This window comes from Marinomonas lutimaris, from assembly GCF_019426345.1.
GTDB classification, from domain to species: domain Bacteria; phylum Pseudomonadota; class Gammaproteobacteria; order Pseudomonadales; family Marinomonadaceae; genus Marinomonas; species Marinomonas lutimaris.
In genome coordinates this window covers 339780-364009 of record NZ_JAHLLW010000001.1, presented here as the reverse complement: position 1 = coordinate 364009, position 24230 = coordinate 339780, and the positions used below count along the sequence as shown (strand labels likewise).

Sequence of the window (24230 nt, the reverse complement as noted above, 5' to 3'; positions counted from 1 at the left end):
AATAATTCCGCTGCACCAGCGATAAAGTCTATTTTCTATTTCTGGTAGTTTCATTTGTCATCTAATCACTGTATAACGAGCCGCATGAAAATCCCTAAAAGAATACAACCACTCATCGAAGATGGCTTAGTAGACGAAGTTCTTCGACAATTAATGAGCGGAAAAGAAGCGACTGTCTACGTAGTACGCTGCGGATCAGAGATCCGTTGCGCAAAAGTGTATAAAGAAGCGGGGAAACGCAGCTTTAAACAGGCAGTACAATATCGAGAAGGCAGAAAAGTCCGTAATAGCCGTCGCTCTAGAGCGATGGAAAAAGGCTCTAAGTTTGGCAGAGACGAACAAGAGAACCTTTGGCAAAATGCTGAAGTCGATGCCCTGTATCGACTAGCAGCCGCTGGCGTTCGCGCGCCTACACCCTACGGTTGCTTTGACGGCGTTTTGTTAATGGAACTGGTTACTGATGATAGCGGTGAAGTAGCACCACGTCTAAATGATGTGGTATTAACTGAAGAGCAAGCCAAACGAGATCACGATACTATCATCAAAGATATTGTCCGCATGTTGTGTGCTGGTTTGATCCACGGTGATTTATCTGAATTTAACGTGTTGGTTGATTCTCACGGCCCTGTGATTATAGACCTTCCTCAAGCCGTTGATGCAGCTGCAAACAATAATGCCGAATGGATGTTAGAGCGCGACGTAAACAACATGCGTAATTATTACGGCATGTTCGCGCCAGAACTTCTTGAGACCAAATACGCCAAAGAAATCTGGGCGCTATTTGAAGCTGGTAAATTAACACCACATACCGAACTGACCGGTTTATTTGAAGAACCAACAGAAGAAGCGGATGTCGACTCCGTTCTACAAGAAATTAAAGAAGCCTTCGAAGAAGAACAAGAACGCTTAGCTCGCATCAATAGCACAGACGACGAAGACTAATATTAGGTACAGTTTTTCAGGTTATCCTAAGAGAGCAACAGCCATCGCTTTTGCTCTCTTAGCGGCATCTAAATCGCCCGATACATAGGCTTGTGCAATAGCCCCTTCTTTTAGCACACTGATACTTTGTGCTAAATCAGCCGGAGCCAATTTAGCAGAACAACCTACAAGGTTCGCTTGAATAAAAGACGTAATATTTTGCTTATGGCGCTGACATATTTCATTAACCACATGATCAGAAAACTCCCCATTGGCTTTCACGAAAAAGCAGCCTTTAAATGGCGATAACACCTCAATATTGTCATGAAACCAATCATCAAGCGCATCAAACAAGGCCAAAACAGCGGTTTTTCCTTCCCCAGCCGCCATCATTCTTGATGTTAGCCAATCCATAAAAATTTGATCCCGATAAATTAACACAGCCTCAACCAAAGCATCTTTACTACTAAAGTGATGATAAAGCGTTTTTTTGGCTACTCCAGTTTCAGACAAAATGAGATTAATCCCCACAGCATGAATGCCATGTTGATAAAAAAGTTTAAACGCCGCGTGTATTAATAAGTCAGGCTTAGTCACTTTACTTCTCCCTCATTAAAAAAGAATATTGACACGAGTGAACAGACTTGTCTACCATTGCAGAGACAGATCGGTCTACCTTTATTTACCGATGATAGCCAGCACTCAAGAGGAATCCATTTATGCTATCCAATTTTTTCACTTCATTTCATCAGTCTAAATTTTTTACTATTTGCTTAGCAGGGATCGGAGCAACACTGTGTATTTTTATGATTGCTCAAGGTGCCCAGCTTGCACCAGAGTATCTTGGTATCATGGCGCCATTTGGCGCAACCATGGTTATACTGTTTGCCTTACCTAAAAGCCCTTTAGCTCAACCCAAAAATATTCTAGGCGGTTATTTATTAACAACCACAATAGGATTAATCGCATTACAATTCTGGGATGTAACCCCATTAACCATGGCAATAAGTGTTGGAGTCGGCGTTTCCTTGATGATGTTAACCAATACGCTGCATCCTCCGGCAGGAGCAAACCCTCTTCTGGTATTATCATTGCAAGTTTCGTGGGGATTTTTACTCTCTCCAGTTCTATCTGGATGCTTGCTCATTATTCTATTCGGCTGGTGTTACCACAACTGGATCTCACGTATTGGCTACCCGCTAAAATCCAAAAAATGAAGCCACAAAAAGAATTAATGCACTAAAAAACATGATGACTGCTTTTTTATACACACTTTCAGCTCATCAAGCACGATTTCTTACATTTGATGCTTTTTTAACCAAATGATTCATGTATAATTCCGCTCCGCATTTGACCTTATGGTCAAATGTCTATGCAAAGAGCGTTATAAAATTTTAAATTTGGGTTCCCTCACCCCAATCAAACGAAAAAGGCCACAAATATGAGTACTTTTACCTCAGAACAAAAAGGCAAGGCACTGTGCTACCTTGCGATGTTTCACCTGCTAATCATTGCTTCTAGCAATTATCTAGTTCAGATTCCCTTCACGGTTTCTGGGTTCCACACCACTTGGGGTGCGTTCACTTTTCCTTTTATCTTTTTAGCAACAGATCTCACCGTAAGAATCTTCGGCGCGGCATTGGCACGAAAAATCATCTTCTTAGTGATGATTCCATCGCTAATCGTTTCTTACGTATTGTCAGTTCTATTTGCTCAAGGAGAGTTTCAAGGGTTTGAGGCTTTATCGTCGATAAATACATTTGTCGGAAGAATAGCTATTGCCAGCTTGATGGCATATCTGCTTGGTCAAGTACTTGATATTCAAGTCTTTAATCGCCTACGTCAGCTTAAACAATGGTGGGTTGCTCCAGCAGCATCAACGTTATTTGGGAATGGTTTAGATACTTTGGCGTTCTTCGGCATCGCTTTTTACCAAAGCCCAGACCCATTTATGGCCCAACATTGGCAAGCAATTGCATTAGCGGATTTTGGCTTTAAGCTCATCATTAGCCTTGGTTTGTTTATCCCAATATACGGCGTACTGTTGAATTATCTGACCAAGAAAATCACCTCAATTAAACCAGACTTTACTTTGGCAAATGCATAAGACTAAGTTAATTTAGGGGATTAGCAGGAAGGTTAAAAAACACTGCGTAGATAAAGGCCTATCTAAAAGGGAGGAAAAAATAGGCCTTTACAGTGCATTAATTAAATATTGATACGCTTAATAGGTATACTTAGCGCCTATTCTGTAACGTGGGCGCCATTTGTCATTAGCTGTTACTGATTCGCCATTGAAGTTGTAAGTATCGCCAGACTTATAAGGCACAAAACCTAGCTCAGCAAAAGGGCTCCAGCCATTTTTTAAGCCTTTATACTCACCTTTGAAGTTAACTTCAGAGATAGCGGACTTATCATCCTTCCATCTTGGGCCAGAACTTTCTTCATTAAAGGTATAATCAAGGTCTGCGCCAAACGCCCAATCTTCAATACCTTTATACCCAGCAGAAAAAGTCCAACGGTTATAATGAGAGTTATCTTTTCCAACGACATTCTCGTAATGATAGCGGTGACGGAAACCAACTGACCAATCGTCATTAACTTTATAGCCTAGGCTTAAATTGAACTGGTGACCCGTTTTATCAGAACCAGATTCCCACTTATACTGTGGCGTTAGAGTGATCGTATCCGACACTTTATATCGGTAGCTAATGTTACTTTGCTGACCATTACCAGTCTGCTCACCAAACGCATCTTCATTTTGACTTTTCCATTTTGCTTCCACGCCAAAACCGATTCCATTGGCAAATCGATGACTGACTTCAATACGATCAGCATGTTTTGCATCTTGCCCATCGTATTCAGGTACATATTCATGGCGAATATTAATCGTTGTTGCATGCGCTGCAACACTAGTGAGTCCAATGAGGACTGCCGCAGATACAATTTTCATCTTCATATCAAAACACCGTTTTATTTTTATAGGGTTGAGATTTTAATTTAACTCTATATTTTTATTTTTGGAAGTATTTTTGTAATGTAAAGGTAAAAATAATAAAACAATGTTTTAAAAATGAGGATTTATTCAGCCCAAAAGCCAGAAAAATAGGGCCTTACAACAAAAGTGTAAAAATTAAGAAAGCGTAAATTAGTGTCAAGAAATGCTCTCTATCGCGAGGGCAGTGTATGAGAAATGAGTATTGAATAGCAGAAAAGGAAGAAGCTTGTATGTTTAAACTATTAAGACCAAATAGACTATTAAGACCAAAGATCACCAAATCGGTCACGATGACTTAAATATAAACGCAGATCGAATTCTAGCTGATGATAATCGGGCTCCATATAACAACAAAGCTTGTAAAAGGCTTTGTTGTGGCCCTTTTCTTTGAGGTGTGCGAGTTCATGCACCAAAATCATCTTTAATAAAGGTTCAGGAATCCGACGAAATAAAGACGAGATACGAATTTCATTTTTCGCCTTTAGCTTATTGCCCTGCATTCTAGACACGAAAGTATGCAACCCAAGGGCATTATTGATGATGTGTATCTTATCGTCATAAATGACTTTGCTGATTGGCGGGGAGCTACGCATAAACTCATTTTTGAGATCCATTGCGTATTCATACAAAGCACGAGTTCCGTTAAGCCCATGAACGTCAGGGTATTTTTTTAACAACCAAGGACCGGATTTTTCGGATTCAAGAAGATCTTGAGCCTGTTGCTGAACCTGAGCACTGTAAGCACCAAGATAGTTTTTCACGTCATTAACTTGACTCTTTTGGCTCATATACTCTGTTACTAAGTGGCTTACAAGGTCGGTAATTTTGACAGAATTCATAAGGAAAAACGAGTTTAAACCCGAAAGCTACTAAACTTGCCGACTACCCCATAAATACGGAACAAACGAACGCATAATAATCTCAGAACAGAACTTTGTGCTTGCTTTTTTGTACGCACCTTAAGCCGCTAAAAAAGAAACAATTTCACGGCGGCAATGGTCGACATAATACGAATTAACCATTTGAATTGGATTGGGTTCACTTTTTTTAATACGTAGTAGCCGATGAAAGAACCTATAACCAATCCAGGCACCGCGTATAAGCTGGTTTTTGTGCTCTCGACTGAAAGCAAGCCAAGGCTGATATAAAATGGCAGTTTTACCACGTTAATAATGAAAAATGCCCACGCGCGGGTGCTGACATAAGTTTCTTTATCGAGCTTTTGTTCCAATAGGAACAGGCTAAATATCGGCCCTGCAGCGTTGGCCATCATGGTCACAATGCCACCAATAAACCCCATGGAATAAGCCGCCAGCGGCTTCTGCATAAAAGACGTTGGGCGGTAATCTAGATAAAGGCCCAGCGCAATCATGGCAATAATCATCACACCTAGAAAGCTCACAAACTGCTCCGCGTTAATGTTTGCGAGGAAATGGCTGGCGACAAACACCCCGAGAAAAGCCAAAGGCAAAAAGCGCGCTAAAACAGACCAAGCGATTTTAGACCTATAGCTAAACACCGCCATAATATCGGTAATAATATACAGAGGTAATAAAATAGCTAACGCCTCGGGCCCTGGGACAGCAATCATCACAATAGGCAGGACCAATAATCCCATGCCGCCAACAGAAAATTTAGAAAAGCCGGTAATTAAACCCGCTAGAAATAACACAATAACCGTAATGTCCACGTTCCACTCCTTCAAATATCTCACGACATAACTCGTTTTATGCGTGCAATAATACGGCAAATAATGAACAATAAATAATCTCGTTTTATTATCAAAACGATCCAAATTAATAATCATCTTGAGACCATCATGAAACTGGATCAATTAAGAGCCTTTATTGCCGTGGTCGAAACGGGCAGTTTTCGATCCGCCGCAGACGCCATTCACAAAACTCAACCAGGCATTAGCGCGGCCGTAAAAGCCTTAGAAGAGCAATATGGCATTTTGCTATTTGACCGAAACAGTTATCGACCCACACTGACCAGCGAAGGACATGCTTTTTTCCAACAAAGCAAAAAGCTCATGTCACAAGTTCTACAACTGGAAAACCTAGGCCATGACCTAGCCCAAGGCACAGAAGCGCCACTGCAACTCTGTTTAAGTCAAATGGCGTTAGACGATGACTGCATGTCACGCATTAAAGCCTTTCAGTACCAGCACGCTAATATCGCCTTAGACATCACCACAGATCACCTTTATGGCGTGCAAGAAAAGCTCGCCAAGAACAAATGTGAAATCGCCATTGGCCCAAGATACGGACTCGATGACCGACATGCTTTTATCGAACTCAACAAAATCACCATGATGGCCGTGATCAGCCCAGAATTGCTCGCTACGCTTAACACCAGCGACACCAAGATCAAGCAACAATCCCTGTACGCCATTCCCCAAATTTTGGTCAACGACACCACGGCCAATGCCTCAGAAAATGGCCACAGGTACGTTTTACCGACAGGCAAACGCTGGTACGTAAACGACTTTCAAGCGAAGAAAACCTTGTTGGTGCACGGACTTGGTTGGGCACGCATGCCGAAGCATTGCATTCAGGCAGAATTGGATAACGGACAACTAGTGCCGATTGAAGTGGAAAATTTCACTTCACAGAATCAGCTGCCTATTTTTATGATTCGCTTACGCCATCAAACCCAAAGTTCGCAAGCGAACGTATTCTGGGAAATGATGAAGAGCTTCGCTAACAGCACGGGAAGCGATTTATAAAGTACGATTCAACGACCACTCGTAATCTAAGAAACGAATGCTCATATCCTTGTCTTTCAACTTCTGAATCTCTTCAGAGGTTAAAGACAAATCGGTGGCGTGATCGACTAAAAACTGCTCCAACGACGCATAGCCTTGCCAGCCTTTTTCGAAGTCTCCTCGATACCATTTAAAAATCGAAGACAGCAACAAGTTGTCCGCTTCGGCCCGATTTCGGCTACGATCTTGCAGGAAAAGTCGCGTTTGTTCTTCTAACTGAGTATCTAAATGCTTGCCCGTATAAGCTTCATTTCGTAGCGCAGGGCAACCGATACTGGCGCAATTCACCGCGAAATGAATACGCGGATCTCGATAACGATCAGAGCCGCGAATCAAGGTATGTTCGATATCATCCAAAGAGCGCGTTTCACCCAATAACGGAATAAATGACTTGCTCCACGGCGAGCTAAAAAAGCCGCCTAGGTCTTTAATCGAATCCAATTCAGGCCACTCTGTCAGGATCAATTCTACAGTCCACGCATTATAAGCATTAATCAAAAACGCCAATTGCTCGTCTTTCGGCCAAGCATCAAACTCACCGCTTTTCACCTTAGATAAATCCGCTAAGTAGCGATCCAGTTCGGCCTTATTATCGGCAAAACCTTGGTAATCCACCTGGCTTGCCTGACCGCCCTTGAGCTCCACCACATGCTGTTTTAGCAAGGTATCCCATACTTGATGATCAAACCCTTTTGCGCTCACCTGTGCGCTCACCTGTGCGCTAAACAACGCAGATAAAGTGACACTAAGCAGCGTCGTAACAACCAGTACTCGAAGCTTTTTCATGAACTTAACCTCGACGCCAAGTATGGTATTTTTCCAGCCAATTCAAAATACGCTGAGGAGCATGAGCACGCTTCCATTCACCAGCGGCGTATTTGTTGGCTTCTGCCCATGTTGGGTAAGTGTGAATCGTGCCGAGGACTTTATTCAGACCCAGACCATGTTTCATTGCTAATACAAACTCGGCCAACAAATCCCCAGCGTGCTCGCCAACAATGGTCACGCCCAAGATCTTATCCTTGCCGGGTACCGTCAACACTTTCACAAAGCCTTTTGCGGCGCTGTCTGCAATGGCACGATCCAGATCATCCAGTTCATAACGCACCATTTCATAAGCAATGCCTTTGTCTTTCGCGTCTTGCTCGCTCAAGCCCACTCGCGCCACTTCAGGATCAACAAAGGTGGTCCAAGGAATCACTCGATAATCCACACGGAATTTTTTAAAGGTACCAAATAAAGCATTCACCGCCGCGTACCAAGCTTGATGAGCGGCCACATGGGTAAATTGATAAGGCCCCGCCACATCACCTGCGGCAAAAATATTGGGATAAAGGGTTTCCAGATAATCGTTAGTGACAATGGTGCCTTTGGTTTCAATCCCCAGATTTTCCAAACCGTACCCTTCAAGGCGCGCTTCACGACCAACCGCACAAATCAGCGCATCAAACTCCACCACCGACTCTTGACCATCGTGTTCAACAATCAGACGCTTAACTTCGCCTTCTTTCTCACAGCGCAGCGCATTGTGTGACGTCAGTATGTTCACGCCATCTTGGATTAAGCTTTCTTGTGCCAGAGCAGAAACTTCTTCGTCTTCTCGCCCCATAATGCGAGACGAACGTTCGACTTGAGTCACCGTCGATCCCAAACGGGCAAAACTCTGCGCCAATTCACAACCAATCGGGCCGCCGCCTAATATAACAAGGCGCTTCGGCGGCTCATCGAATTTAGCAAAGGCTTCCCACATGGTATCGCTGGTGTAATAACCCACCTCTTCTAAACCGGGCAAATCTGGCACAAAAGGACGAGCGCCAGTTGCTAACACAATACTGCGCGCCGTCAAACGTTGCGTGTCGCCGTCATTTCGTTGAATTTCTACTGTCCAAGGATCGATCAGCTTGGCATAACCTTGCACCACATCGACACCCATTTTGCTGTAACGCTCAACGCTGTCGTGAGGTTCGATTTTTGCGATCACATCGTGGATTCGTTGCATGACTTTTTTGAACGAAAAGGTCGGCTCGCTGCTGTTCAAACCATAGTTTTCAGCATGGCGCATTTGATGTGCGACCTTCGCACTTTTGATCAATGCCTTACTCGGAATACAACCATAATTTAAGCAATCACCGCCCATTTTATGGGCTTCGACCAAGGTGACTTTGGCTTTTACTGTCGCCGCTATGTAAGCACTTACTAAGCCACCAGCACCCGCACCAATGACAATCAAATTACGATCAAAGGATTTTGGTTTGCTAAATCCAGCATACACACGGCGCGCTTTCACCACATCGACGATTTTTTTCGCAATAAGCGGAAACACACCCAACAAGACAAAAGACAACAGTAAAGACGGTGACAAAATGCCCGACAAACTCTCCAATTGGCCAAGCTGAGTTCCGGCATTGACGTACACCAAGGTGCCCGCGAACATACCCACTTGGCTGACCCAGTAAAAAGTAAAAGCACGGATGGTCGTCAAACCCATCAGCAAGTTAATCAAGAAAAAAGGAAAGATAGGCACAAGACGAAGGGTGAATAAATAAAAGGCGCCGTCTCTCGCAATGCCTTCGTTAAAGGCTTTTAAACGATCACCAAAGCGTTTTTGCACTGTGTCTTGAAGTAGATAGCGAGAAACCAGAAACGCCAGTGTTGCACCAATGGAACTGGCAAAAGACACGATCAGCGTGCCCCAAGCCAAACCAAACAAAGCACCAGCCGCCAATGTCATGATCGCCGCACCAGGCAAAGACAACGCCGTCACAATGACGTATAAGAGTAAGAACCCTCCCCCCACCAAGAACGGACTGACTGCACGCCACTCTTCAAATCGCACCAAGCCCGATTTCAAGCCTTCTAACGTTAATAGCTGGTGTAAATCGAAATAGAAAAAGCCCGTGAACAATGCGGCAATCAATACCAGCAATCCAATTTTTTTCATTCGTCAAACTCCGAAAGAGCCTTGCGACTCGGGGAAAATACAATTAATCAATTCGTTAATGGTAGTTAGACAGAATACAGACTGGAATTATTACAGCAAGAAGGATTATTTTTTCAATAATACACTAAGAGCAGAAAATGAAGCCGCGTCTGACAGATTCAAACGCGGCAAACAGAAAAATCGCGGCTTATAAAACGGCTTTAATACGGCCAGCCCAAAGGCTAAATAACACACCAAAACAGCAAATACACAAAATTAATATGACCAAGCCAGAAAGACCATAAACCGCGATTGCCGTTGCGAACGTCGGTGGCCCAACCGTCGCACCAATATTACCAAACTGAGCGAGTAAGCCATAACCTTGCGCTTGTTCACTTGGGTTACGAGCAAGCGTTGGAATCATCGCCAACGCAGAGCCAGGTACCATTCCTAGAAACAACACCATCACACCAACCACAACACAGAAGAGTTCAGCCGAGCCACTGATTAATGACAAAACTACCGCACTGCTGGCAACGCCAAAATACGCCATCAATGCGACTCTTTGCGGACGCATCAGATATTGCGCAATGGCGCCCGCCAAAAAAGTACCGCTAGTACTAATGAGTGGCAACACAACCATCATCAACTTCTGTAGTGTCGAATCGCCAATCAAACCAGGCACGTAAGTCAACACAGATACAAGTGTGCAGGTATAAAACAAGAACACACAGCTAGGCAATAAAGCGCGAGGATTGCGATAAATTTTTATCATCTGTCTCAAGAAGCCATCCTGCATTTCTGTCACTGGTACCAAATCCAAAACCGGATTTTTTCTTAGCTTGAAGAACAACACCACACCGATTGTGGTGATAAAAACGCCATGGCTTAAAAATAAAGTCTGCAAACCATATTGATCTAAAATATTCTTCCCAGCCCAGCCACATAACGCAAAAGCAACGCCAAAGAAGGTGCCCCAAATCCCCATGGTCAAAGACTTGTGTTGTGGCGCACTTAACTTGGCAATCAAAGTTGGTGCCGCGACAACCACACCTAACTGAGAAAAGCCTTCCAACATGCGTGTCACAAATAACAGATTAAAAGGCGGCAGAGTGGATTGAATCAAAGACAAGCAACCGCCTAGCAGTAAAGCGCCCACCAATACCTTCAAATAACCGACTCGACTGGCGATCATGCCCGCCGACACGCCGAACACCAAACCAGCAATCCCCACTGCGGAAAGCGCCGCTCCTGTTGACGTCGCACCCATTTGATAATGCTCAAGCAAACCATCAAACGAAACAGAGAACTTGGCAAACTGCATCGCCGCAGAAATACCCGCGATCCAAAGTAAAATGACTTCCAGCCACTGGGTTTTAGGCTCAGTGATTGAGAAGTTATTAGAAGTAGAGGAAGAGCTGGACATTGATTTTCCTTTTAACAATATTAATCAAGCCATATGCACATGAAGAGATACAAAAAGCTGACCTAATGGACAATTTATGGGCGCTATTCTAAAGCAAAAAGCACCAAAGATGGGCAGGTATTTCTAATAGATAGAGAAAAATGATTATTGCTTTTCTCGATAGTGAGAAGGAGGAAGTGAGTGATGTCTCGCCCAAAGTCGACGAAACTGCCTTGGATCGTCGAAGCCGCAACGTTCTGCGACATCTTCTATAGGCAGAGAAGAACTTTGTAAAAATTGCATCGCTAAAGTCAGACGAAGTTTATGAATATATTCACGTGTTGTCAGGCCAGCACTTTCTTTAAACAAGCGCACGAGATGACGCGGACTGCATTGAGCAATGTCGGCCAAGCTTTCCAGTGACCAATTCCGAGCAGGATCAACCTGAATGGCATCTTGTACCCGATGCACACTTTGGTGAAAATGATTGCGGTTTTCTAACCACGGAGATTGACTCGGATCATTGGGGCCACGACGAGAAAACAGCACCATATGACGCGCTACCTGACTCGCACAGTTAAAGCCAAATTCCTGTTGTATTAGATACAGAGCTAAATCAATACCTGCCGTCACACCAGCACTGCTATAAAAATCACCATCTACAGTAAACAATCGATTAGCAAGCACCTTAGCGCTAGGCGCTGCCTCTTGCAGTTCGTCTATATGCATATGGTGAGTCGTACAGACTCGTCCGTCTAAAAGACCAGCCTTAGCAAACAATAAAGTCCCCGCACAAATACTAATATAGCGGCCAATACAATGTTTCTGCTGACCTAACCAGTTCACAGTTGCTTCCATGCAAGACGAATCCAAATCAATGAATTCACCCGCCAAACCGGTACTTACAACCCAGCTATTAGCCTCTATAACATCGGGTAATGGCGCCACTTGAATAGTCAAACCCAAGGTATTTTCAATCTTTGCTTCAGGGCCAATAAAATGCAGCTCGAATTGTTTCAACCTCTCACATTCAGCTCCTACTGCAAACCGATTCGCATATTGAAAGGCCTCCGCAGGACCAATCGTATCCAACAAAACACTGTTTGGTAGCATGATAAAATAGACATGAATCTTAGCTATCGCCGACACCTTATGCCTCTTTGAAAATTGTTTTTATCTGAAAGAAAAGCCGAGCTCCAAAAGTATTCACCAACAGACCGATCAATACCAAACACACACCAATCCATTGTAGTGGTAATAGACTTTCATCCAATATTATCGACGCAAAACTCAAACCCACGACAGGCACACCCAAGGTCAAAGGCGCAACCTGACTGGCAGGATAACGGCTCATTAAATATCCCCATAAAGAGTAGCCTAAAATAGTCGCTACCAAAGCAAGATAAACCAAAGCGCCAATAGACACCCAACTCATACTAAGTAAAGCCGATTGCATCAACTCAGGCCCTTCCATAAACCAAGAGCAGACAAAAAAAGGCAAGGGCGGAACCCAAGCACTCCAAATAACCAAATTCACATTTACCGAGTAGCCTTTCTGACTCATTGTACGAGCACTAATATTGCCCATCGCCCAACTCGCCGCGGCGAACAAGGTCAGGATAAAGCCAAACAACGTCATATCGCCCACGCCAGACACTAGCGCAATCATCAGCAAACCACTGCCCGCTAAAACAATCGCCAGCACTTGATGGAACCGCACACCTTCTTTCAAAAAGACCAAGGCGAATATCATGGTAAACAACGCCTGAGACTGCAATACCAAAGACGCCAGTCCCGCGGGCATACCATTCGCCATCGCCATAAACAAAAAGGCAAACTGCATAAACCCCATTGGCAGCGCATAAATACACCACCATCTGAGCGGAATATTTGGCCGTTTAACCAACAGACAACCAATCGCCGCCACTGCTAAGAAACGCAACCCACCCAACAACAATGGCGGCACTTCACCAAGGCCAAAAGAAATCACCACAAAGTTTAACCCCCAAGCGAGGATAATCACCAGAGCCAAGATACTGTCTTTAAACGTCATAATACGTTCCACCATTAAATTTGATAGAAGCATTATAAAATCGCAACTTAATCTAAACGAGGACAGACCGTAGGGTCAAAAAGGACATGACAAATGGTCTGACAGATAATCTCCCAGACCATTTAAAAATAAGTAATAAAAACTACTAAACCGCTGTCGCTAGTTCCGCTTTTCTCAGTTCTTTCATGCGCAAGCCGATGTTGCCAAGAATTAACATCAAGCCGCCGATGATTTGATAAGCCGTTAAGCCCATATCAAGGAAAAGCCAGTTGATGGCAGCGGCGAATACAGGGAAAGACAGTTCAGCCAAGGTAGCAAGTTGCGCGGGAACCGTTTTCAGCCCTTGGTAATAGAACCACATGCCGATAAAACCACTGAGCAACGCCATGGCAACGGCAAGACTAAGATCAATCGATTTCATCGCGACCAAGGTATCAGACTGTGCTAACGCCATTGGTAATAACACCAATAATCCAGCCACAAAACGGCCTGACATGATCGCGTTGGCTGGCATGTGTTGATAAGACAAATACTTGCCACAGACCGTTGCCGCCCCCCATGCGATGACCGCAATGAGCGTGTAACCATAACCTTTTAAAATGCTCGTGGTGTCGCTTGAATAATGCCATTGTGCGTCACCCAGTTGACGTAAGTCTGGCCACATCATCACGAAGCTGCCTAATAAGATGACCGCTGCCCATTGCACAAAGTGCCCTTCAATGCGTTCTTTTAGCAACCAATAAGCCAACAAAATTGCCACGATTGGCTGTAATTTTTGCAGCAAGATCACCACAGTTGGATTCAAGTAATGAAAGGCTTCGGTAAACGCCAAGGTACCCATTGCAGAACCAATGCCGCCAATAAAAAACAAGCACGAAAAGCCGCCTATCGACATATGACGATAAACATGGCGGTAGCGCCATAGCATAGGACTGACAAACAGCACTAAGGTAAGGTGTTCGATTAAAACAATTTGCAGAGTGGAATAACCCGCACCCAGCAAGGGGTAACGAATTAAGGTATCAAGTGCCCACGTGAAACACGCGATCATGATAAAGAAAGTGCCTGCCATCTTTGGTTTCTCCAAATAAAATAAGATGCACAGGGGTGATGAGAACGAATAGTACCAAGATCTGCACACGAAAATGCACAGTTCAGATACACCTAACCAACCATTAGGCGTAACAAAAGCTTGGTCGACTTCTATCATCCGGACTATGACCGTCGGCTCTGGAGTCTCACCAGATCTGCTGACCCTTGCTCCTTAAAAGGCATTTCTTAAGATGCTTTTCTTAAAGTAAGAAACAAGGCGCTCGCGGGCTGTTGATAGATTTCTCAATCTCATCAAATCACCGCCGGTGGGGAATTTCGCCCCGCCCCGAAGTTCGATTAATGTAAAAATTTACTGTCTAACTTTAAACCCATCATCCTGCTTAGGCAATGAGTTCGGCGTTCACACTAATAAAAGTCAAATATAAAACCTAGTGAGGCCTTTGTACTAAATTGCTTTGTAGTATATTGCGAGCAAAGGCTCAAACAAAAATCTGACCATTTAACCAGTATTGATATACACTCTCTTTCCTAAAAAAATAATCATTGAACAGGACGGCTTCAATGCAAACTTCTTCCAAAAGTGGCATTTTCTACGCGTTAACGGCGTTTATTTTATGGGCCATCGCGCCAATCTATTTTAAAGAAATGTCGTTTGTCCCTGCCCAAGAAATTCTCGCACATCGTGTTATTTGGTCATGCCTACTGGTTCTTGTGTTAATTATTCTGCTGCGTTACACCAAGGCATTAAAAACCGTACTAAGTTCGCCCAAGACTTTATTAGCTATGCTGGTTTCGACCGTGCTTATTGCTTTTAACTGGGGTACTTTTATTTGGGCAGTACAAAATAACAAGATGCTCAGTGCTAGCTTGGGTTATTACATCAACCCACTCATTAGTATTTTATTAGGCGTGATTTTCTTCAAAGAAAAGTTAGATATAGTTCGTAAGGCCGCGGTGATTTTATGCTTCTGCGCGGTTGTTTTTGAGGTGATTCAATTTGGCTCTTTGCCTTGGATCGCTTTGGCTCTGGCTATTACCTTTGGCTTTTATGGTCTTGTGCGTAAAAAAGTAGCCGTCGATAGTTTCACAGGGATGGCTATTGAGACCGCTATTTTATTGCCTTTCGCTCTCGCCTATTTAATGCTCAGCGACTCACCAAGTGCCAATATGTTTGAAAACAGCAGCACTGTAAATTGGCTGTTATTCGCCTCAGGGCCAATTACCATGGTGCCACTAATGTGCTTCGCAGCCGCTGCGAATCGAGTGAGTATGGTGACGCTTGGCTTCTTCCAGTATATAGGGCCAACTGGCATGTTTTTCCTAGCAGTATTTCTGTACGACGAGCCACTCAGCCCTGAAAAATTCACCACCTTTGTACTGATCTGGTCAGCGCTTGCCATGCTAATTGTGGATTCTATTCGCCGCATTCGCAAAACCAAAGCTGCAAAACTGATTACCCCGAAAGAGACTATCTAAGCTTTTCGAAGGAGATGACTCATGATGAGTTATCTCCTCTCATAAAACGTTAATAACCCTAATGTAACCTGTAAGTGAGATGTATTAATAAATAGAAAAATGGAGACTCTAGCTTATGAAAACAAGGCACTTAAACGTTAACACGGTCCTAAAACCTATGGCTTTAGCCATGAGCACCATAGCGCTACTTAGCGCCTGTGCAAGCCAACAAAGCATGCAATCAACAAGCGCTTCACCCACAAATATGCCAACAGGTCTGGGTTATGAGCAAAGCGTGCCAGAGCCAAGCGTTTCCCTTCCTCTACCCGCCGTAGACAATATTGCAAACAACGGCAACGAGCATAAATACAATCCAGCCTATAATCCGATTCTTGTACTGCTTTCTGGATTTAATCAGGTATGGACTCAAGGCGATGAACAATGGGCAAAAGGTGGCGCAAACAGCAAAGGTCCCGCGGATTTTAGTCAGGAAAAAATCCTCAATAAAACGGCTTGGCAAGAAAACATCGCTTATGTGGTGAAAGTGACTAATCATCGAACTTATCAGCAAACGCTGGATGCTTATTTAGATGATCGTCGCGATAAGAACTTCAGTGTTATCGATGGTTTTGGCCCGCTTGCTAATGCCTATATAAAAGGCGCTCAAGCAAGTTCGAATTTACCTCTTCATACAATTAGCGATGTCACTAGAGCATCGTCCGATCCAGCTTATTTTGACGCCAACGCAACCCTAGATTATTCCGAAGGCGGTGACGATGACAAGGCAAAAGGCTTATCATCTTCTGAGCTAGGCAAAGTCGTTGATTTAGTACATTTGCTACGGGAAAGTTCAGCGTCAACCTCACCATCAAAGTATGTATTCTCTTCACCTCGCCCGTGGCGCATGAATAACAAAGGACAAGTCATCCCCTTGGATGCTAATAAAGATGGCGTGGCAGATACAGAAACTCTGGGTGATAAAACATTCGAGCTTTACGATACCAACGTCGCTATTGTTCCTTCACTTAAATATCAACGACGCAAAGCCCAAGATGGCCGACGCAAAGATGGCGCTTTCCCAAGCGGTCACACCAACGCAGGATACCTAGCGTCCTGGGCCTACGCATACGCTTTCCCAGAACGATTCGCAGAGATGGTCACTCGTGGCTCTGAACTTGGTGAGAGTCGTATCGTGGCAGGCATGCATTCCCCCTTCGATGTCATCGGCGGCCGTATTCAATCTCAAGTCGTTGCCGCAGCAGCACTGGCCAATAGCCAAAACTCTGAACTCAAACAAGCAGCTTATGAGAACTCAGCAGACTATTTCTCAAAACTCTCTGGCAGCCAATCGCTTTACGAACTGGCTCACCAAGCGGACAACAATGATCGCTGGGCAGACCATGATCACAACAAAGCGCTATACCGCTTTCGCATGACTTATGGTTTTACTCAAGACAAGAGCAACGTTGGTCAAGCGCCTATTGTGCCAAAAGGTGCTGAAGTTATTTTAGAAACTCGCCAACCTTATCTGACTGCAGAACAACGTCGCGCGGTGCTTTATACCACATCCATTGATTCTGGTTACCCAGTACTAGATGAATCAAATGGCTGGGGCCGCTTAGACTACGTGACAGCTTCCGATGGTTATGGCGCGTTTCTAGGCGATGTGACTGTCACCATGGACGCATCAAAAGGCCGCTTCAATGCTCATGATTGGTGGCGCAACGATATTAGTGGCAACGGCTTATTAACCAAGCAAGGCTCGGGCTGGCTAACCTTAACGGGGAATAATTCCTATGAAGGTGGCACAATTCTGAAAGAAGGCACGTTAGAGGCTCAATCAAGCAAAGCTTTTGGTTCTGGTAATGTGCTTGTAGAAGGCGGCTCGTTGCTCGTTAATACTGGGCTTACGGTGAATAATTACACTCAGCAAGACGGTGTGCTTACCTTGTCACTTTCACAAACTAAGCAAGAGCAACTAAAGGTAAACAGCAAAGCAGTCATTACTGGCGGCGATATTGTCGTTAAACCGCAACATAGCAAGCCCGTTGCTGGAGATCGCATCAAGCTGATTTCAGCAGATCAATTTGAAGGAACCTTTGACAAAGTCATCACCGAAGGCTTTAAAGCATCAGTCCTATACGACGACACAGGACTGACACTGTTAGTCAAAGAATAACTTTCTAACCGATCAGAAGAAAAGGCGAGTCTAATCGTTCGTCTTTTCTTCTTTTTTCTCTTCGCTCCCTTCTTTGTGGCCATTACTTTTTTGCGAGCAAGAACAATCCGTAAAGACTGCAGTTTCCCCGTCATCAACAAGGAAGCTTCGCGGTAACGTATTGATCAGTCTATTTATTCACTCACAAAGCCCTATTGTTAGGAATATCTCCAACAAGATGGTTTCTTCCAATGAGTATTAATATCCAAAAAACCTTTGCCAAAACATTCGCAACTATTTTCTTCACACTTTCGGGTTTCGTGGTGCTTGCCAGCTTTGGTGGCGCCATCAATGAATATCGTCACGGCGAAAGCCTTACCCAAGTTATCATCAAAATTATCAATTCCAACATCATTGCTATTGCCGTGTTTGAACTGGCGATGGTCATCAATAAAGAGTACGGCAGTGATAACGAGCATGACGTTATTGTCCTGCTAAGACGTACGTTACCGCGTTTTATAGGCACTGTGTGTGTTGGCATGGCCTTAGAAGGTCTCATCATGGTGATTAAATACAGCCAACTTGATATGGCAGGAAATTTGTATTATCCGGTGGCGATTGTCGCCAGTGCGGGGTTCCTGCTGATTTCTCTTGGTGTATTTCTCAAATATGCGCCTAGAGAACACTAATATTTGCAGAATAAAGATGCTAGAAAGAGAGTGTTTTTGGATCTAAAAAAATATGTAAAATCGCTCTCTTTTTTGTTTCTTTTTTAACCTCCAAGCCTCACAATCGCGGCATGTTTGGCTACTGATTATACATAATGAAGATCATCTCGTTTGACGCCCTAAGAACCCTCCACTTACCTCAGGTTAAATACATAAAGCCTGAATCTATGTACGATCATTTGGAGGAAATCAAAGAAGCCGATTGGCTGCTATTTCCACAATATTGGCAGCTCACCGCTTTGGTTTTTGGACTTAAGAAACGCATTTTTCCAAGCCTTGCGTCATACATGATTGGTCACGACAAGGTCGAGATGACGCGAACATTTCGTACTATCGCACCACAACAACATCCTTATACGATTATTTCCGCCAACACACCTTATGAGGCGGAAAAAATTTGGGATGAAATGCCATCACCTTTTGTGGCTAAAATCCCACGCAGCAGCATGGGAAATGGTGTATTTCTCATAGAAACGATTGGTCAGTGGCGCGATTATGTTGCTCAAACCGACGTTTTATATGTGCAGGAATATTTACCAATAGACAGAGACATGCGCGTTATTTGGGTCGGCAATAAAATTGTCAGCGGTTATTGGCGTCTACAGTCAGACAACGGTTTCCACAACAACATCAGCCAAGGAGGCCAAGTAGAAGTCGCTCTGATTCCAAAAGAAGCCCAAGACCTAGTGACTTATTTGGCAGAATCATTGGACATCAACCACGCAGGGTTCGATATCGCCATGGTCGGATCAGTACCTTATGTGATTGAAATAAATCGTATTTTTGGCAATCAAGGTTTGCCAACTATTCAACAGGATGTGAATAACGAGCTGCTCAATTACCTAAATGAACAACATTTGTTAACAACCGCTATGTTAATAGATCAACCCAGTGGATTTTAAATGTGACACAAGGTATGAACGAATAATCATACCTTGTGTAAAATAGTACACAAATTTGCTCACGAGAAATTTTTCGTCATCGTTGCGTCATATAATTCGGCTAAAATAACAGATACAAAAATCACTCGTTAGCAAGGACTCTCCTTTGAATACTAGAGCATTTATTCCAGTTATCGGCATGCTAGCATTAGCTGGCTGCAGCTCCTTTGGTACCACATCAAATACAGCGTCTGACACCTATGTTTATGGAACTAAATCCGTTTATGTTCCCCAAGACAGCGCTAAAAACTACAGCACCGTTCCAGCAAGCTACACACTGGTTTACACAGAGTTAGTAGCTCGGCACGGTTCGCGCGCGCTTTCTAGCCCTAAATATGACGACATCAGCTTGAAAATTTGGCAAGCCGCCAAAGAGCAAAACGCACTAACACCTCTAGGCGAGCGCTTAGGCACTGAAATTGAGCGTCTCATGGCCGCCAACGTAAAAATGGGCTACGGCAACTTATCTGAGCTGGGCAATCAAGAACAAACTCAAATCGGTGAGCGTATGGCGCAGCGCAACGCCAGCTTGTTAAATCAAGCCGTACAAAACAAGCAAAACATCGCCTTTGAGTATTCAGGACAAGATCGTGCAAGAGACAGTGGTCTAGCCTTCGTTCAAGGCTTAGAAAACGTTAACCCAGCTTTAGCGCCACTGATCAGCAAACCCGTTAAAAATAAAGCTCAGCTGTACTTCCACAAGCAAGACAACAATAAAGATTATCAAGACTATAAAGATGAAAATCCGCAGCTACGCGAAGCCATCGGTCATCTATTTGACCAGCCGAAAACCCAGCAAGTCGCAAGAGAAATGCTAGAGCGCGTTTACACGCCAGCCTTTGTTGACCAGCTTGCTGAAGGCAAACTGTCTTTCGTCAAAGTTGGCAAGAAAAAACCAACCGTTTACAACGATGTGGAAGCGGCGATCCAACTTTTTAATCTTTACCTAATTGCTCCAGGGTTAGCTGATGAAGCAGGCGAACAGCCATGGAACTTCACCCAGTTCGTCACACCTAAAGAATCTCAATGGTTGTCTTATGTGTTGGACGGGGAAGATTTCTATGAGAAAGGCCCAAGCTTCTCTGATACCAATATCACCTATAAAATGGCGTCTGTTCTAGAAGATGATTTTTTCAATGAGATCAAAAGTATTCAAGATGGAACAAACAACAAAGCTGCAAAAATACGCTTTGCCCATGCCGAAACGATTATTCCATTTGCCGCACAAATGCAGCTAAAAGGCAGTGAAGCTGGCGTGTCTCGTGACGCTGGCTATACGTTGCAAACTAGCCCTTGGCGTGGCGGTTGGGTATCACCATACAGTGCCAATATTCAGTGGGATGTTTATCGCAACCAAGCCGGTGGCTTGTTGGTGAAAATGCTTTATAACGAGAAAGAAACCGCCTTTAAAGACAGCTGTAAACCTATTAGTGCTGACAGCTATTTTTATCAATTTTCTGAGTTAACCCGCTGCTACGGTAAATAATGATTTGGTAAAGCAATACCAAACCTTATGATCAAAAAAATAGCCATGATGCTTCTTCGCACCATGGCTATTTTTTATCCTAGAACTCATAAAAGTCACTGAACTTGTCTTGCCATGACGATCATCTTATCAAGTGCTGTGTGCAATGGCTTAGCAACGTCAGGTCTAATCCGAGTATTTGCCGTACAATCATTAATAGCTGCGGCATATTCTGTGAAGAGTTTTTTTTCTGTGTAACGCTCACTAAGATGCTTAAAAAAAGTCGCTCTTTGGCGATCAAACAGCTTTTGCATTAGCTTGGCTTGCGCTTCATTTCCACCATACATGCTTAATAATTTTGGCGTAATAACGTCATTTTGAAGAAAATCTTTATAGGCAGACAAGCCGCTATGAACCACGGCCATATCTTCTACTGCATGATGGCTAGCAAAGTTATCTAATTTGGCATCAACAAAATCCACCAGAGCCACGCAAGAATTAAGCTCGTTAATAGAAACATTCGCCGCCAATAACGCAGGTGAACAGAGTAAATTGATGGCAAAGATGAGGTTTTTATATACCTTCAAAGCCCTTCTCCTTTCGTCTTATTATTATTGTAAAGCGGATCAAACGCTCAATAGACGACAAAGCATCACTTGCATAAAATAACACTAAGACGAGCGTAATCAAGAATATCTTGTAAATAGTTATCGACACTACTTCGATATTCTAAACCGCTAAATACACAAATAGCATGACGTCTTCAATATGCCACCGCGGCTATTTGGCTTTACAGTCAGAAATTACGCGTTCAGTAGAAGGGGGATTGTTCGTCAATTTATTCGCCGGACGAATAGGTCTTGGGGCAAAATTACCACCGCAGTTTGGACAACGGCCATTAGGAAGCATTGTATCGACACAATCGAGACAAAAGGTACATTCAAAACTGCAAATCATTGCATCTTCGGCGGACGGGGGTAAATCTTTATCGCAACACTCACAATTAGGCCTTAGTTCTAACATACATCTCCCTCCAACTTATTTAAGCACGAACAGATTAGAAGCAAGCCAACATAACATGAAGAACACCACTAAAACCTAAGACCTTAGTGGTGTTCAAAAAAACTAAATAATGGTCAGCTTAACTTGCCAGTGTAAAGCGCGCCATCGTCTGTTTCATCGCGGCGCTTTGCCCGCTTAGCTCTTCGGCTGCGGCAGCACCTTCAACGGAACCCGCTGCATTTAATTCTACAACGTCACCAACAGAAACCATGGCACGGCTCACTTCATTCACAGCCAAAGCTTGCTCACCGCTGGCAGAGGCAATTTTCGCAACAATAGCCGATGTTTCACTAATACCGTCAAACACTGCCTGAAGGGATTTATTTGTGCTTTCAGCAATAGCGACACCATTTGCGGTCTTAGACGATGATAGCTGTATCAACTTCGCCGTTTCAGCCGCGGCTCCTGTGCTTCTAGAAGCCAAGCCTCGCACTTCATCGGCCACAACCGCAAAACCTCGTCCTTGCTCTCCGGCTCTGGCAGCTTCAATCGCCGCATTAAGCGCCAGTAAATTGGTTTGCTCGGCTATCTCATCAATGGTTTTGATGAAGCCAGCAATACTTTCTCCAGCGTCTTTAATTTCATTCATTGCTATGACCATTTCTTGCATCTGAGCTTGTCCTTCAACCACCGCTTTTTGAGCTTTATCCGCTAGCAGATTGGCCTCTTTAGCACTTTCAGCGTTTTCACTGGTTTGTACTGACAACTGTTCTAATGCGGCAGAAATAGTCTGCAAATTGTCTTTTTGCTGGGTAGCGCCTTCTGCAAGAGAATGACTAAAAATGGACACTTGCGAACTACCTGCGGCAATTTGATCTCCAGCATTTTGAATATCCATAAGAATCGTATTTAGGTTTTTCACCATATCTTGCAACGCTTGCCCAAGGCTGTCTTTCTCTGAAGCCAACACCACAGTAGCTGTCAAATCTCCATCGGCTATTTTTTGTGCTAAAACCGCCTTAGCTTTTAGGCTCTTCACCATGTTTCGGATCGCCGCATATAAACTCGCTTCTTGCTCGTTATTATTTGGCAACCGAATTTCTAAATCGCCTGCTGCGACACTGCGAACTACATTGGTCACCAACGCAGGATCACCACCTAATTGCGTTGTTGTCGCACGAGTAATCAACCATGCCACAGCGCCACCTAACAGAATGGCAATCACCACAAGCGCTTCAATAACATAAACTGCCGTCGTATTACTTGCTACTAACTGAGGCCCTAACAAGTCTTGTTCTTTCTTGATAGATAGCTTGAGATCTTCTGTCATATTGGTAACAACAGAACCGACAGGGTTTAACGTCTCATTGATAATTGCATTACGCGCTACAATCACAGAAACTAACTCGGAAAAGGCCTGTTGATATGTCGTAACATCTTGAATAACTTTACTTAACAATGCTTTACGGGCTGGATTTTTTAATTCACTTTCTAGTGTTTTTAATTGTACTTCAAGATCCGAAAATTCCTGATCGACTCTATCAACCGCATCTTGGGCATTGGATTCCAAAAACTTCATGACATATAAACGCGCTAGCAACAAACTTCTTGTTGCTAATGACGCATTGTAAGCAGCGGACATATCACTATCATTTTTTGCAGAGACCAGTATTTGAGTAAGGTTTTTCTCTATGGAAGGTCCTGAAACACTCAATATATTATTAAACAATTCGTTTCTTCGTGCTTTAAAAGCGACTACCTTTTCAAAGCCAGTAACGTAATTGTTTAATGAGCCTTCTAGCTCACTGATTATTTTTATATCTTCAGGGCTATTAAGATCATTCGACGCGTCGTTGATTAATGTCTGAGTTTTTCCCCAATAAACATCAAATGCCTCTTTGTCTTTTTCATTGCCCGTTAAAATGTAGCTTTTCTCTTCCATTCGAGCCATCAGCATATTGGCTTGAACCCTGCCAACAGCGTTAGTTGCTCGCGCCAGAGAACGATATTCCTCAAAACCATGCGATGCGTTGTTTAACGCAAAATAGGCCGTAGATCCGACTAAGGCTAAAAGAATAATTACAATGGAAAAACCTAGATATAATTTTTTTGCGAAGGTGAGCATATCCTTTAACCCCATTTTGAATAACGAGACGTCCGTTATTCAAAAATAGAAGGTCTTATCTAATGTGATGCGAAAAAATTGTATTTATTTGTAATCGACACCTTCAGAGCACTAGAAAGCCTTTTTTATGCTAACGAACACTTTGACAAAATTGTTACTACAGATTTAAAAATAACCTTTTTTGTCCTAAATGTTTTAACCTGACAGCTTATCCATAGGTGCGCGACTTATCGTTTGTA

Annotated in this window: 22 protein-coding genes and 1 riboswitch; of the genes, 9 read left to right on the top strand and 13 right to left on the bottom strand. The window is 43.6% G+C overall.

Features of this window, described 5'->3' with window-relative positions; translation table 11 throughout:
- Positions 1–84: 84 nt before the first annotated feature.
- A complete protein-coding gene (locus KPL72_RS01605) occupies positions 85–942 on the top strand; it encodes a PA4780 family RIO1-like protein kinase (RefSeq protein ID WP_219701497.1) in 858 nt (285 codons plus the stop codon).
- A 21-nt stretch (positions 943–963) separates the two neighbouring features.
- Here KPL72_RS01605 and KPL72_RS01600 read toward each other — a convergent pair whose 3' ends face one another.
- Complete coding sequence (locus tag KPL72_RS01600; protein WP_219701495.1) at positions 964–1518, bottom strand: TetR/AcrR family transcriptional regulator; 555 nt, start codon at positions 1516–1518, stop codon at positions 964–966.
- A 122-nt stretch (positions 1519–1640) separates the two neighbouring features.
- On the opposite strand from KPL72_RS01600, the gene KPL72_RS01595 reads away from it, so the two are divergent.
- A complete protein-coding gene (locus KPL72_RS01595; RefSeq protein ID WP_219701493.1) occupies positions 1641–2138 on the top strand; it encodes an HPP family protein in 498 nt (165 codons plus the stop codon).
- Positions 2139–2362: 224 nt separating this feature from the next.
- Positions 2363–3028, top strand: coding sequence for a 7-cyano-7-deazaguanine/7-aminomethyl-7-deazaguanine transporter (locus tag KPL72_RS01590; protein ID WP_212917250.1), 666 nt, complete (start codon positions 2363–2365; stop codon positions 3026–3028).
- A gap of 117 nt (positions 3029–3145) precedes the next feature.
- Here the strand turns inward: KPL72_RS01590 and KPL72_RS01585 are convergent, their stop codons facing one another.
- The 3 genes from KPL72_RS01585 to KPL72_RS01575 form a co-directional block, all read right to left on the bottom strand.
- Complete coding sequence (locus tag KPL72_RS01585) at positions 3146–3880, bottom strand: oligogalacturonate-specific porin KdgM family protein (protein WP_219701491.1); 735 nt, start codon at positions 3878–3880, stop codon at positions 3146–3148.
- A gap of 299 nt (positions 3881–4179) precedes the next feature.
- Complete coding sequence (locus tag KPL72_RS01580) at positions 4180–4707, bottom strand: YgjP-like metallopeptidase domain-containing protein (protein ID WP_219701489.1); 528 nt, start codon at positions 4705–4707, stop codon at positions 4180–4182.
- Positions 4708–4886: 179 nt separating this feature from the next.
- A complete protein-coding gene (locus KPL72_RS01575; protein WP_219701487.1) occupies positions 4887–5609 on the bottom strand; it encodes a sulfite exporter TauE/SafE family protein in 723 nt (240 codons plus the stop codon).
- A 129-nt stretch (positions 5610–5738) separates the two neighbouring features.
- Here KPL72_RS01575 and KPL72_RS01570 point away from each other — a divergent pair, with 129 nt between their 5' ends.
- Positions 5739–6647 carry a LysR family transcriptional regulator gene (locus KPL72_RS01570; protein WP_219701485.1) on the top strand — a complete coding sequence of 303 codons (909 nt, stop codon included), beginning with the start codon at positions 5739–5741 and terminating at the stop codon, positions 6645–6647.
- Here the strand turns inward: KPL72_RS01570 and KPL72_RS01565 are convergent.
- The 6 genes from KPL72_RS01565 to KPL72_RS01540 form a co-directional block, all read right to left on the bottom strand.
- Positions 6642–7472 carry a DUF547 domain-containing protein gene (locus KPL72_RS01565; RefSeq protein ID WP_219701483.1) on the bottom strand — a complete coding sequence of 277 codons (831 nt, stop codon included), beginning with the start codon at positions 7470–7472 and terminating at the stop codon, positions 6642–6644. The two genes, KPL72_RS01570 and KPL72_RS01565, sit on opposite strands and share 6 nt — an antisense overlap.
- Positions 7473–7476: 4 nt before the next feature.
- The gene (locus KPL72_RS01560) at positions 7477–9627 is read right to left on the bottom strand and encodes a dihydrolipoyl dehydrogenase family protein (protein ID WP_219701481.1); all 2151 of its coding nucleotides are present in this window, start codon (positions 9625–9627) and stop codon (positions 7477–7479) included.
- Between the two features lie 187 nt (positions 9628–9814).
- The gene (locus tag KPL72_RS01555) at positions 9815–11032 is read right to left on the bottom strand and encodes an MFS transporter (protein WP_219701479.1); all 1218 of its coding nucleotides are present in this window, start codon (positions 11030–11032) and stop codon (positions 9815–9817) included.
- A gap of 144 nt (positions 11033–11176) precedes the next feature.
- On the bottom strand, positions 11177–12160 hold the full coding sequence (locus KPL72_RS01550) for a GlxA family transcriptional regulator (protein ID WP_219701478.1): 984 nt from the start codon (positions 12158–12160) through the stop codon (positions 11177–11179).
- Position 12161: 1 nt separating this feature from the next.
- Positions 12162–13064: an EamA family transporter gene (locus tag KPL72_RS01545; protein WP_219701475.1), complete on the bottom strand. Its 903-nt coding sequence runs from the start codon at positions 13062–13064 to the stop codon at positions 12162–12164.
- A 145-nt stretch (positions 13065–13209) separates the two neighbouring features.
- Complete coding sequence (locus tag KPL72_RS01540) at positions 13210–14136, bottom strand: DMT family transporter (protein WP_219701473.1); 927 nt, start codon at positions 14134–14136, stop codon at positions 13210–13212.
- A gap of 122 nt (positions 14137–14258) precedes the next feature.
- A riboswitch (FMN riboswitch) is annotated at positions 14259–14455 on the bottom strand.
- Positions 14456–14678: 223 nt separating this feature from the next.
- On the opposite strand from KPL72_RS01540, the gene rarD reads away from it, so the two are divergent.
- The 5 genes from rarD (at position 14679) to KPL72_RS01515 (ending at position 20885) form a co-directional block, all read left to right on the top strand.
- The gene (gene rarD, locus KPL72_RS01535) at positions 14679–15593 is read left to right on the top strand and encodes an EamA family transporter RarD (RefSeq protein ID WP_219701471.1); all 915 of its coding nucleotides are present in this window, start codon (positions 14679–14681) and stop codon (positions 15591–15593) included.
- A 169-nt stretch (positions 15594–15762) separates the two neighbouring features.
- The gene (locus tag KPL72_RS01530; RefSeq protein WP_219701470.1) at positions 15763–17751 is read left to right on the top strand and encodes a phosphatase PAP2 family protein; all 1989 of its coding nucleotides are present in this window, start codon (positions 15763–15765) and stop codon (positions 17749–17751) included.
- Positions 17752–17981: 230 nt separating this feature from the next.
- Positions 17982–18419: a hypothetical protein gene (locus KPL72_RS01525; RefSeq protein WP_212917230.1), complete on the top strand. Its 438-nt coding sequence runs from the start codon at positions 17982–17984 to the stop codon at positions 18417–18419.
- Positions 18420–18553: 134 nt separating this feature from the next.
- Positions 18554–19360: an ATP-grasp domain-containing protein gene (locus KPL72_RS01520; RefSeq protein ID WP_212917229.1), complete on the top strand. Its 807-nt coding sequence runs from the start codon at positions 18554–18556 to the stop codon at positions 19358–19360.
- A 145-nt stretch (positions 19361–19505) separates the two neighbouring features.
- The gene (locus tag KPL72_RS01515; RefSeq protein WP_249422038.1) at positions 19506–20885 is read left to right on the top strand and encodes a histidine-type phosphatase; all 1380 of its coding nucleotides are present in this window, start codon (positions 19506–19508) and stop codon (positions 20883–20885) included.
- A gap of 95 nt (positions 20886–20980) precedes the next feature.
- Here KPL72_RS01515 and KPL72_RS01510 read toward each other — a convergent pair whose 3' ends face one another.
- From KPL72_RS01510 to KPL72_RS01500, 3 genes are all read right to left on the bottom strand, one after another.
- Positions 20981–21451 (bottom strand): hypothetical protein, encoded by a 471-nt coding sequence (locus KPL72_RS01510; protein WP_219701469.1) that lies wholly within the window; start codon positions 21449–21451, stop codon positions 20981–20983.
- A gap of 193 nt (positions 21452–21644) precedes the next feature.
- Entirely contained in the window at positions 21645–21887 is a 243-nt protein-coding gene (locus KPL72_RS01505; protein ID WP_212917227.1) for a DUF1272 domain-containing protein, read from the bottom strand.
- A 118-nt stretch (positions 21888–22005) separates the two neighbouring features.
- Positions 22006–23991, bottom strand: a complete 1986-nt coding sequence (locus tag KPL72_RS01500) for a HAMP domain-containing methyl-accepting chemotaxis protein (RefSeq protein WP_219701468.1) — start codon at positions 23989–23991, stop codon at positions 22006–22008.
- Positions 23992–24230: the final 239 nt, after the last annotated feature.